This is a genomic window from Streptomyces sp. NPDC000151, assembly GCF_040301705.1.
Classification (GTDB): Bacteria; Actinomycetota; Actinomycetes; order Streptomycetales; family Streptomycetaceae; genus Streptomyces.
Genome location: NZ_JBEPFC010000196.1, coordinates 1 through 11,946 on the forward strand (window position 1 = coordinate 1; position 11,946 = coordinate 11,946).

Genomic DNA, 11,946 nt, shown 5'->3' on the forward strand with positions numbered 1-11,946 from the left:
GCCCCGCCACCTCCAGCGACCCGTCGGGGCGCCACGCCAGCCGGTCGGCGAACGGCTCGGGGGCGCGGGTGTGCAGGACGAGGTTGCCGGCCGCGGTGGCGGTGACCACCAGCTCCCGGCCGCCGCTGTCGACCTGCCGCCCGGCCGGGGTGGTCGGGTCGGCCGCGATCCGGGCGGTCTTGCCGTCCGCGTAGACCAGTACGGGGTCCCAGGTGGCGGCGGTCCCGTTCCCGGCACCCGTGGCGGCGGTCCCGCGCCCGGCACCCGTGGCGGCCTCGCCGGTGGCCGCCTCGGCCAGCGCGGCCGGGTCGATGCGCAGGGTGAGGCGGTGGCCGGTGCCCTCGGCGGTGATGTCCGCTTCCGTGAGCGGCAGTTCGAGGCGTTCGTCCGTGCCGCGGTGGGTCAGCCGCAGCGCCACCGGCGCGTTGGCCGAGGCGTCCGTCACGGTCAGCTCGGCCGCGCCGTCGCCCACCGTGCGCTGCCCGGCCAGCCGCCGCACGGTCCGCTCCACCGACAGATGCAGCCGCCCGTCCTTGTACCAGGGCACCACCCGCATCCCGTCGGCCACCTCGTGCGGCAGCGGGGACGCGCCGGAGCCGGTGTCCAGGGCGCGCAGCGCGGCCGGCCGCACCACCCCCGCCCCGGCCACCACGATGCCCGCCTTCCACTGGCCGGGCCGGAACCGGCCGCCCTTGGCCAGCCGCTTGGGATCCACCGTGATCTCGAAGCCGGACCAGTCGTAACAGTGCTGCTCCTGGCGGGAGTTGTGGGTGGCGTCCGGCGCGGGCACGGACCGCACCGGCAGCACGATCCGGCGCCGGCCCGACATCAGCACCGCGGCCTTCAGGCAGCGCAGCCGGCCGGGCGCCGCGATGTTGCGGATGTAGGCGTAGCCGCGCAGCACCAGCTTGCCGTCCCGCCACACCGCCTCCCGCAGCCGCGCCCGTACCGGCAGGTCCTTGGCGGTGAGCCGGGTGACGGCGGGCGGCAGCGGGATCGGCCGGCCGCCGCCGACCGCGAGCACCGCGCGCTTGCGCAGCGGCGGACCGGCCACGTGGAAGCCGGAGTTGTTGCGCTGCTGGTACTCCAGCAGCCGCAGCAGGTCGTCGAGGCGGCCCTCCCGGATCAGCGCCCACTTCATGCGCTGCTCGACGGGGAGCTCGGCGTACAGCGTGGGGTCGATCCGGCTGAGGAAGTCCCGCGCCCCGTCCATGAAGACCCGGTGGTACTCCTCGCCCGCCATGGGCAGCGCGTCGATGAAGTACTGCAGGTCGTCGACCAGGACGGACCGGTCGTAGTCGCGCTTGTGCCGGGTCCAGCGGGTGCGGTCCGGGTCGGCGAGGAAGCGGCTGACGCCGTCGACGGCGGCGAGCCGGTCCCGTACGCCCTTCACGTCGGTGCGGCGGCGGGTGATCGAGCCCTCGCGGATGCGCCAGTAGTAGACGTGCTCGTGGAGGACGTCGACGGCCTCGGCGAGGAAGTGCGCGGGGATGGTGACCGGCGTGTCCTCGTAGAGCACGCCCTCGGGGAAGGCCAGCCCGTGCCGGTCCCAGAAGCTCCGCCGGAAGACCTTGTTCCAGGCCACCCGGTCGGCCAGCAGGGTCAGGTCCCGGCTGATGTGGGTGCCCAGGACCGTGCGGGTCATCGTCTTGTGCTGCCACGCCTGGCTGCGGCCCTCGGCGGTCAGCCGGTAGACGTTGCCGGTCGCGAAGTCCGAGCCGGACTCGTCCAGCAGCGAAACCAGGCCCTCGTACGCGCGCGGCGGCAGCACGTCGTCGCTGTCCATGAAGGTCAGATAGGCGGTGCGCGGGTCGGCGTGCCGGGCGCCGGTGTTACGGGCGTGCCCCAGGCCCCCGTTCTCCTGCGTCACCAGCCGGAAGCGCGGATCGCGCGCGGCGAACTCGCGGGCCAGTTCGGGTCCGGAGTCGGTGGAGCCGTCGTCGACCATCACCACGTCCAGCTCCCGCAGGGTCTGGGCGGCCACGGACGCGAGGCATTCGTGGAGGTACTCCTCCACGTTGTAGATCGGGATGACGACGGTGAGCCGGGGATCCATGGAGCAGACCAGACCTTTTCCAGGGGACGCACGGGACACCAGTCCAACCCCGTGCGGTCTCACCCGTCACATTTCCTGCGCTGTTCGAGTGACCGGCCCCGGCGGAAGAACGGGACGGAGCGTGATCGTCCGCCTACGCTGGCGCTGCACCGTGCGTACCGACCCCTGGATGGCCATGCCCCGCTTCAGCGTCATCGTCCCCGCCCGCGGCGTGCAGGGTTTCCTGCGCCACTGCCTGGACTCCGTCCTCACGCAGTCCTTCGAAGGGGTGGAGCTGATCGCCGTCGACGACTGCTCGGACGGCGGCGACGGGGCGATCATCGACGCGTACGCGGCCGCCGACCACCGGGTCGTCGCGCTGCATCTGGAACGCCCCGGCGGCGTGGGCCCGGCCCGCAACGCCGGCGTCCGCCGCGCCACCGGCGAGTACCTCCTCTTCCTCGACGGCGACGACTTCCTCGCGCCCGGCGCGCTGGCGGCCATCGACGCGCGGCTGCGGGCCGCGGGCGAGCCCGATGTGCTGCTCTTCGATCACGACCGGATCGACGTCTGGGAGAAGCGGCACGGCAGCGCCGACCGGGAGTTCCTGGAGGAGCACGCCGACACGGTCTTCACCGCCGAGGACCTGCCGGAGTGCCTGGCCGTGCTGCCCGCGTCCTGGAACCGCGCGGTCCGCCGTGACCTGTGGGAGGCGCACCGCTTCGCGTTCGCCGACGGCCCGTACGACGACGTGCCCGTGGTCTTCGGGGTACTGCTGGCCGCGTCCCGCATCGCCTGCCTGGACCAGGTGTGCGTGACCTGGCGCAAGCGCCGCCGGGGCAGCGCCTCCACCGTCCCCGGACGGCACCACTTCGCGGTCATCGGCCGGTACGACGCGCTGTTCCGCGCGCTGACCGGCACCGGGCTGGGCGGCGGCACCGAGGCGGCCCGCGGCGTGCTGTTCACGCACGCCGCAGGCCGGCTGCTGCGGATCATGGAGGACGACGGCCGGGTGCGCGCCGCGGACCGGCCCGACTTCTACCGGGAGCTGGTCCGCCTGCTGCGCCGGCACCGCCCGGCCGCCGCCGAGCTGCCCGGTCACCTGAACTCCTACGCCGTCTACCGCTCCCTGCAGCGTGCCGGAACGCTTCGGCACCGCACCGCCAAGACGCTGCGCGCCCGCAAGCACCGCACCGCGCGCAGCGTCTACCGCCGCTACTACGGCCTCCAGCTGCGCCGCCCCGTCGACGAGAACCTCGTGGTCTACGCCGCCTACTGGAACCGCGGCGTGCTGTGCAATCCCGCCGCGATCCACGCGAAGGCCCGCGAGCTGGCGCCGCACCTGCGCGGCGTGTGGGTGGTGGACCGCAAGCACCGCGAGGACGTGCCGCCGGGCGTGGAGACCGTACTGGTGAACTCGCGCCGGTACTGGGAGGTGCTGGCCCGAGCCAAGTACCTCGTCAACAACGCCAACTTCTCCGGCACCGTCCACAAGCGCCCCGAGCAGGTCTACCTCCAGACCCACCACGGCACCCCGCTGAAGAAGATGGGCATGGACCTGCGCCGCCACCCGGCCGCCGCGCACGGCGTCAGCTTCCTGCGGATGCTCGACCACGCCGACCAGTGGGACTACTGCCTGTCCTCCAACCCGCACTCCACCGAGGTGTGGCAGCGCGTCTACCCCAGCGACTACGAGACGCTGCCGACCGGCTACCCGCGCAACGACCGGTACTTCACCGCCACCGCCGACGACGTCCGCAGGATCCGCGCCGGGCTGGGCATCGCGCCGGGCACCACCGCGATCCTCTACGCGCCCACCCACCGCGACTACGAGCGCGGCTTCAACCCGCCGCTGGACCTGGAGCGCCTCGCCGACGACCTCGGCGAGGGCTACCAACTCCTGGTCCGCACGCACTACTTCTACGGCGCGGACTCGCGGCTCGCCGCGCTGGAGGAGGCGGGCCGCATCCTGGACGTCTCCCGGCACCCGTCCGTGGAGGACCTGGCGCTGGCCTCCGACGCGCTGCTCTGCGACTTCTCGTCGCTGATGTTCGACTACGCGGGGCTCGACCGGCCGGTCGTCGTGCACTCCTCGGACTGGGAGGCGTACCGGCACGCCCGCGGCGTCTACTTCGACCTGCTCTCCGGCGAGCCCGGCGACACCCCGGGCCACGTGGCGGGCGACGAACAGGAGATCGCCGCCCTGTTCCGCTCCGGCCGCTGGGCGGACGCCCACTCCACGGAACTGCGGGCCGCATTCCGGGACCGCTTCTGCCCATACGACGACGGCCTGGCCGCCGAACGCGTAGTCCGCCGCGTCTTCCTCGGCGAGGAGGAGCTACTGCCGGTGGTCCCGCTCGCCGAACGGACCGTAGCCCCGGCCCCGTAAGGGGCCGAGCTCTGGGCACAGGAGTGAGGCAAAGCGCCCCGTAAGGGGCGCGGGGAACTGCGCGACCGGCCACAACGGCGCCGCGGCCGGGAAACTGCCCGTAGTGGCTCAGCGCGCCCGCTGACGGGCACCGACGATCGCCTTGGTGACGACCGGCGGCAACACGTTCACCGCGAAGCGCCGCAGCGCGCGCCGGCCGCCGCCCGCCGACCGCCCGCCGCCGAGCCCGGCGATGCCGCCCGGCTGCGACGGGACCGCCGACCGGTGCCGGGACACCGGATGCGCCGGTTCCTTCGCCCCCTTCGCCGACAGGCGAATCAACGGCTGTCCGGCCACCTGCTGCACCTCGTGCCACAGATCATCGCGTCCGGCGAGCCACTCCCGCAGCTCGGCGCGGACCGGCTCCGCGTCGCCCCAGGTGCCGTAGAACTTGGTGCCGGTGATGCACAGCGGCTTCAGCCCGCCCGTGGTCACCGCCTGCCAGGTGGCCGCGGCCACGCCGGGACAGTGCTCGGCGCGGTAGTCGTCCAGCACCACCACGCCGTGCGGGCGCAGCAGCTCCCGCACGGCCAGGATGTCGCCGTGCACGTGCTCGTACAGGTGCGAGGCGTCGATGTGCGCGAAGCGGCAGCTGTCGTCCGCGACGTGCGCGCGGATCACCGAGGACAGGCCCTGCACGAGGTGCGGCAGCTCGTCGTGGAAGGAGAGGTAGTTGGCCTCGAAGGCGCGGCGGGTGAGCGTGGCGTAGGACTTCGCCATCTCCTTGGAGTTGGAGGCGTCCTCGGCGGGGGAATCGAACAGGTCGCAGACCGTGAAGCGGTCACCGGCGCGCAGCCGGGCGCCCATGAAGATGGCGCTCTTCCCCATGTACGCGCCGAGCTCCAGCAGGTCGCCCGGTTCCTTGCGGCGGTCCTGGCGGGCCAGGAACCAGTCGAACATGAGCTGGTCGGCGGTGAAGAACCAGCCCTTGACGTCGGACAGGCGGGTAGGTCGTGGGAGCTGTTCGGCACTCTGGTCTGCGGTGAGGGCAGTCATGTGCGGTCCGTCTCCAGACGGTCGGGGGATTCGATGGCGACATGCGACGCGTGTGCTGTTGTGGGCGGCCCGGGCACCGGCTGCGGCACCGCGAGCCGGCGGGCCCGCTCGGGAGAAGGCGCGGGCCGGCGCTCGTGGAGGGGTACGGCGTCGGGAGGTGACCCCTCGTCCCCGAGAAACACACGGCGTACCACGCGTTCCGCGGCGTGGCCGTCATCGTAGGGGCAGAAAAGTGAACGGAAAGTGGCCCGCAGAGCGGCCGAACGGGGACCGCGCCATGCGGGACTCGCGAAGATGTCGATGAGCTCGTCCTCACTGCGGGCCACGGGCCCCGGCGGGTGCCTGAGCAGGTCGAAATAGGTGCCGCGGGACGCCCGGTACGCCTCCCAGTCGTCGGTGAGGACCACCACGGGCCGGTCGAGGTTCACGTAGTCGAACATGAGCGAGGAGTAGTCGGTGACCAGCGCGTCCGAGGCCAGGCAGAGGTCCTCCACGCACGGGTGCCCGCTCACGTCGATCACCCCGTCGCCGGGCGGCGCCGGCGGCACGTCGGCGGCGTACGGCGGGCCCTCCAGCGAGGAGAAGTGCGGGCGCACCAGCACCACGAAGCCGGGGCCGAGCTCCCGCAGCAGCCGGTGCGGGTCCAGCGCGGGGCGCCGGGAGCGCCGGTAGTCGCGGTGGGTCGGCGCGTACAGGATCGCGGTGGCGGACGGCGGGATGCCCAGCTCGGTACGGATGCGCAGCACGTCCTGCGCGGTGGCGCGCAGGAACCGGTCGGTGCGCGGCTGCCCGTACTCCAGCGTGGTGTAGCCGGCGGGGTAGACCCGCTCCCAGGTCAGGGTGGCGTGCCGGTTGGCGGAGAGGCTGTAGTCCCAGCTGTCCACGCCGCGCAGCAGCCGCGCGAAGTCGGTGTCGCGGGCCGCGGCAGGGCGCTCCTGGAGGTCCAGGCCCATGTGCTTGAGGGGGGTGCCGCGATGCGTCTGGAGCAGTACCTGGCCGGGCCGCTTGGTCAGCCGCCCGTCGAAGTGCACGTTGTTGACCAGGTACTTCGAGCGGGCCAGCGCGGTCCAGTACGCGGCGGTGCCGGGCCGCAGCCACCGCACGCCCGGCGGCACGCTGTCCTCGTACCCGGGCGCCGCCACCCACGCCGTGCGCATACCCGGGCACAGCTCGCGCAGCTTGGCCTCGATGGCGGCGGGATCGCCCGCGTAGCCGCGGTGCCAGTGCGCGGTGAAGACCGCGTGGTCGGGCCGCACCGGCAGCCGCCGCTGGAGCCGGTAGTGGAGCCCGAGCGCGGCGCGCCGCGTCCGCCGCAGCAGCCACCGGGCGTGGTGTGCGACCGCCCGGCGCAGCCGCTGCGCGCTCGCCAGCAGCCGGAACGGGCGGTGCCAGCCGAGCCGTACCAGGCCGTGCCGGACCCGCACGGCGAGCCGCGGCGGGGCGCCGTCCACGCCGACGGGGACGGCGCAGCGGTACCGGCGGCAGTGCGCCGCTGCCCGCCGGAAGAACTCGGCGCGGCTGTCGCGCGGCAGCCGCCCGCGCGCCGTGTAGACGGCCGTGAGGTGGTCGGTCATCCGGCGCACCATCAGCGGGCGCCAACGGGCCAGCTCCGGACGGGAGTCGAGGAACGCGAAGACCCGGTCGTACTGGTCGAAGATGTCGAAGTGGCCGCGCCCCGTGGTGCCGAGGATGGAGCCCCGGCGGCGCTGCCGGTAGTGCACGCAGACCCGGTCCAGTACCGCGATCGACTCCGCCGTCGCCAGCGCCGGGAACGTCCAGGGTGTGTCCTCGTAGTAGCCCGGCGGGAAGGTGAGCCCCTGCCGCTGCACGAAGTCCCTGCGGTACGCCTTGTTCCACACCACCATCAGCAGCCGCAGCAGGGCGGGCCGGTCGGCCAGCCGGAAGGCCGGCGGGCCGTGCTCGGCGAGCAGGTGGGCGTACTGGTTGCGGGCCGCGGTGCCGGACCAGGTGGTGCGGGCGTAGTCGTAGACCAGCACGTCCGGGTCGCCGGTCGCGGCCAGCCGGTCGGCGACGGCCCGCAGGGCGCCGGGCGTGAGGGTGTCGTCGCCGTCGAGGAAGAGGAGGTAGTCGCCGCGCGCGTGGGCGATGCCAGCGTTGCGGGCCGGGCCGAGGCCGGTGTTGGCCGGCAGGTGCACGGGCCGTACCCGGTGATCGCGGCGGGCGGCGTCGCGGATGAGGGCACCGCAGCCGTCCGGCGACCCGTCGTCGACCGCGATCAGCTCGAAGTCCGTCCACTCCTGGCCGAGGACGGACTCCAGGCATTCCGGCAGGTACGCCTGGACCTGATAAGCGGGAACGATGACGCTGAACCGTGGCAAGGGCACTTCCATGAGTCGGCGGCCGGCTGCGCTGTCGGTCAGCGATCGTTCCCGGCCCCGCCGCGCCCTCATGCGGCGCGGCGGCCGGTTACCCCCGGGTGGCAGACGAGACGCACCCGTACGAGTGAGCCGCCGCCGGCTCCCGCTCCTACTTCACCGCGCCCGCCATCACGCCGGACACGAACTGCCGCTGGAAGGCGAAGAAGACCACCAGGGGGATGACCATCGAGACGAAGGCGCCGGGCGCCAGCACGTCGATGTTGTTGCCGAACTGGCGCACCTCCTGCTGGAGCGCCACGGTGATCGGCGGATTGCCGCTGTCCGCGAAGATCAGCGCGATCAGCATGTCGTTCCACACCCACAGGAACTGGAAGATGCCCAGCGACGCGATGGCCGGGCCGCCCAGCGGCATGACCACCCGCGTGAACAGCCGCAGTTCGCTCGCTCCGTCCAGCCGGGCCGCCTCCAGCAGCTCGCGCGGGATCTCGGCGAAGAAGTTCCGCAGCAGGAAGACGGCGAACGGCAGGCCGAAGGCCGTATGGAAGAGCACCACCCCGGCCGTCGTCTCGAACAGCCCGACCGCGCCGAAGAGCTTCGCCACCGGGATCAGCGCGACCTGCACCGGGACGACCAGCAGCCCCACCACGACCATGAACCAGACGTCCCGCCCGGGGAAGTCCATCCAGGCGAACGCGTAGCCCGCCAGCGACCCGATGACCACCACCAGGACCGTCGCGGGCACCGTGATCAGCGCGGTGGTCCACAGCGAGTCCATGATCTTGGCGTTGCCCAGCAGATTGCCGTACGCCGACCAGGTCAGCTGCGCCGGCTTGGCGAACACCTGCCACCAGCCGCTCTCCGCGACGTCCGCCGGGTCGCGCAGCGAGGAGATCAGCAGCCCGACCGTCGGCATCAGCCAGAACAGCCCGACCAGGATCAGGAAGACCCGCAGCGCGCCGCCGCCGGTACGGGCCGCGATCCGCGCGGCCAGGGACTGCCGGGCGCGTACCGCGCCGTCGGCCACCGCCGTCATCGCTGCCGCTCCTTCCGCAGGCGCCGGATGTTGACGATCAGCACGGGCGAGACGAGCAGCAGCAGGAACACCGCGATGGCGCTGCCGATGCCCTGGTTCACGTCCGTGCCGAAGGACGACTGGTACAGCTGGAGGGCGAGCACGTTCGCCTCGTCCTGGCTGGCGCCCGGCGCGATGATGTACACGAGGTCGAAGATCTTCAGTACGTTGATCATCAGCGTGACGAGGACGACCACCAGGACCGGCGCCAGCAGCGGCACCGTCACCCGGCGGAAGACCTGCCACTCGTTCGCGCCGTCCACCCGGGCCGCCTCCAGCAGCTCCCGCGGCACGCTCGCCAGGCCCGCCGCGATCAGCACCATCGCGAAGCCCGCCCACATCCACACGTAACTGCCGATGATCGCGGGCGTCACCAGCGTCGGGCCGAGCCAGTCGACGCCGTTGTACGCCTCGGCGAAGTTCGCCGCCGGGAGCCGCAGCTTCGCCCCGTCGGCGCGCGCGGGCAGCGCGTACGTCCCGTCCGCCGCGGTGGTCGCCGTGGCCACCACCCTGCCGCCCCTGACCGCCTCGATCTTCAGGCCGGCCAGCGCCTTCTCCTGCTTGTCGATCCTGTTCGGGGTGCCGCCGCCCCCGCGCGTGAAGTCCAGCCACGCGGTGCCGGTGATCTGCCCGGGACGCGGCGTCGCCGGCTTCGCGCGCTGCGCGCCCTTGAGGTCGTCCGGCTGCACGGCCACCAGCGGCAGGCCCACGGCACTGCCGCTCCTGGCCGCCGCCTTCGTCATGAACGCGCCGCCGCCAGCGGGCCGCAGATCCGCGTTGGGCCGCGGATTGGCCCCCGGGTACGGCGAGGGCTCGGCGAAGGTGTCGTGCACGCCCACCCACACCGCGTTGGCGACCCCGCGCTCCGGGTCCTGCTCGTACACCAGCCGGAAGATGATGCCCGCGGCCAGCATGGAGATCGCCATCGGCATGAAGACGACCAGCTTGAACGCGGTGCCCCAGCGCACCCGCTCGGTCAGCACGGCGAAGATCAGGCCCAGCGCCGTGGCCACGGTCGGCGCGACCACCACCCAGATGATGTTGTTCTTCAGCGCCGTGCGGATGCGGTCGTCGGAGAACAGCTCGGCGTAGTTGTCCAGCCCCACGAAGCCGCTGCCCGGCGCGTCGAAGAAGCTGCGCCAGACCGAGTACCCGATCGGATAGACCACCAGCGCGCCGAGCAGCAGCAGCGCCGGGAGGAGGAACGCGCCCGCGATCCACGGGCGCGTCCCCGTCACGCTCTTGCCGGGCTTCTTCGCGCCCTTGCCGGACGCCTGCGCGGCGGCCGCGGTGCCTCCGGAGGTCATGGCATCAGTTCCCGAACGACTTGGCGGCGTCCTTCTCCAGCTGCGCCTGGGTCCCCGCGACGTCCTTCGGGTTCTTCAGGAAGTCCTGCAGGGCCTTCCACTCGCCCTGCCCCGGCTTGCCGCCGAAGGACGCCGGGGCCTGGTCGGACATGTCGAAGCGGAAGTCGTCACCGGCCGCGACCAGCGCCTTGGCGATCTCCCGGAACACGGTGTTCGGGTAGACGGCAGGGTCCAGCTTCTCGTTGGCGGAGACGAAGCCGCCCTGCGCCGCCCAGATCCGGGCGGCGTCCGTGGACGCCAGGAAGGTCAGCAGCGCCTGCGACGCCTTGTTGTCCTTCAGCGCCACCGCCACGTCGCCGCCGGTCACCACCGGCGACTTGTGCCCCGCGCCGACCGCAGGGAACGGGAAGACCTTGGCGTCCGTACCGACCTTCGCCTTGGTCTGGCCGATGTTGGCGGCGGCGAAGTCGGCCGAGGAGACCATCGCGGCCTTCGGCTGCTCCTTGAACGTCTGCGTCACCGACTGCGGGAACGCCGTCTGCAGCGCGCCCCCGTTGCCGCCCGCGAGCAGCCCCTTGGCGCCGAAGAGCGAGCCGAGCGTGGTCAGCGCCTGCTTCACCGACGGATCGGTCCACTTGATCTCGTGCTTGGCGAGCTGGTCGTACTTCTCCGGCCCGGCCTGCGAGAGGTAGATGTTCTCGAACCAGTCGGTGAGCGTCCAGCCGTCGGCGCCGCCGACCGAGACCGGCTCGACGCCGGAGTCCGCGAGCGTCCTGGCGGTCTTCAGGAAGCCCTTCCAGTCCTTGGGCTCGGACACCCCCGCGTTCTCGAACGCCTGGGTGTTGTACCAGACCAGCGACTTGTTGCTGGCCTTGTAGTACACGCCGTAGGTCTTGCCGCCGTAACTGCCGAGATCCTGCCAGCCCTTGGAGAAGTTCTTGCCCAGCTCCTTCTCCGCGGCCGGGCCGAGCGGCTTGAGCCAGCCCTTCTTGGCGAACTCCTGGAGCACGCCGACCTGCTGGAGCATCGCGACGTCCGGCGGGCCGCCGCCGGCGACCTTGGAGCCGATGAAGCCGGCCATGTCGTCGCCGCTGGGCACGAACTGCACCTTGGCGCCCGTGCGCTTCTCGAACTCGTCGAGGACCTTGGTGAAGTTCTCCCGCTCGGGTCCGGTCCACACGGCCGTCACCTGGAGGGTCTGCCCGTTCAGCTTCGGCAGCTCGACGGTGGGCGCACTCCCGCCGCCGCCCTTGCCCTCGCTCTTGCCGCTGTCGCCACCGCAGCCGGTCAGTGCCAGGGCACCCACCGCGACAAGTGCCGTTGCCGTACGAAGCGTTGCGTGACGCATCCGTCGCCCTCCCGTTCGCCGTGCGACAGTCCTACCGGCGCCGGGAGGCCCGAGCAATACCGCGTTCGAACACAACTCCCCGTCGTGACCGGGCCGTTATCGCAGTGGGTGACTCTCCTTGTCCGTACGGCGACCGATTCGTTGTACGCGACGGCGCACGCGAGGTCACGGCAGGGACTGGGCGGCCTTCTGCAGCGCGCTGGCCAGCAGGGCCAGGTCGGTCGGGCCGTTCCCCAGCTCGCGCAGCGGGCGGCGGGCCGGCGGATCGCCCATGCGGTGCCATTCCAGGGGCACGACTGTCGGCCGCAGGGTCGACGTCCGGGGTATCCGGCCCGTGACCCGGCCGGCCTGGAACGGGGTCGCGGAGCCGTCGGCCGCTCGGTACAGCCGCCCGCGCCCGACGGGCAGCGGCTCGGCCGGG

Annotated in this window: 7 protein-coding genes and 1 pseudogene; 1 reads left to right on the top strand and 7 read right to left on the bottom strand. The window is 72.5% G+C overall.

Annotated elements, in window-relative coordinates:
- The coding region (locus ABT381_RS32735) for a glycosyltransferase family 2 protein (RefSeq protein ID WP_351600674.1) at positions 1–2,056 on the bottom strand (2,056 nt) is incomplete at its 3' end.
- Positions 2,057–2,225: 169 nt separating this feature from the next.
- Between ABT381_RS32735 and ABT381_RS32740 the strand changes: the two genes are divergently transcribed.
- On the top strand, positions 2,226–4,424 hold the full coding sequence (locus tag ABT381_RS32740) for a bifunctional glycosyltransferase/CDP-glycerol:glycerophosphate glycerophosphotransferase (RefSeq protein WP_351600677.1): 2,199 nt from the start codon (positions 2,226–2,228) through the stop codon (positions 4,422–4,424).
- A gap of 108 nt (positions 4,425–4,532) precedes the next feature.
- On the opposite strand, the gene ABT381_RS32745 is transcribed toward ABT381_RS32740, so the two are convergent.
- From ABT381_RS32745 to ABT381_RS32770, 6 genes and pseudogenes are all read right to left on the bottom strand, one after another.
- Entirely contained in the window at positions 4,533–5,459 is a 927-nt protein-coding gene (locus tag ABT381_RS32745; RefSeq protein ID WP_351600680.1) for a class I SAM-dependent methyltransferase, read from the bottom strand.
- The gene (locus ABT381_RS32750; protein ID WP_351600683.1) at positions 5,456–7,798 is read right to left on the bottom strand and encodes a bifunctional glycosyltransferase/CDP-glycerol:glycerophosphate glycerophosphotransferase; all 2,343 of its coding nucleotides are present in this window, start codon (positions 7,796–7,798) and stop codon (positions 5,456–5,458) included. The genes ABT381_RS32745 and ABT381_RS32750 overlap by 4 nt, the downstream gene beginning before the upstream one ends.
- A gap of 148 nt (positions 7,799–7,946) precedes the next feature.
- Positions 7,947–8,831, bottom strand: a complete 885-nt coding sequence (locus tag ABT381_RS32755) for a carbohydrate ABC transporter permease (protein WP_351600685.1) — start codon at positions 8,829–8,831, stop codon at positions 7,947–7,949.
- Positions 8,828–10,177 carry a carbohydrate ABC transporter permease gene (locus ABT381_RS32760; RefSeq protein ID WP_351600688.1) on the bottom strand — a complete coding sequence of 450 codons (1,350 nt, stop codon included), beginning with the start codon at positions 10,175–10,177 and terminating at the stop codon, positions 8,828–8,830. The genes ABT381_RS32755 and ABT381_RS32760 overlap by 4 nt, the downstream gene beginning before the upstream one ends.
- A gap of 4 nt (positions 10,178–10,181) precedes the next feature.
- On the bottom strand, positions 10,182–11,525 hold the full coding sequence (locus ABT381_RS32765) for an ABC transporter substrate-binding protein (protein ID WP_351600691.1): 1,344 nt from the start codon (positions 11,523–11,525) through the stop codon (positions 10,182–10,184).
- Positions 11,526–11,690: 165 nt separating this feature from the next.
- Positions 11,691–11,946, bottom strand: a pseudogene (locus ABT381_RS32770) (hypothetical protein); the annotation flags it as partial.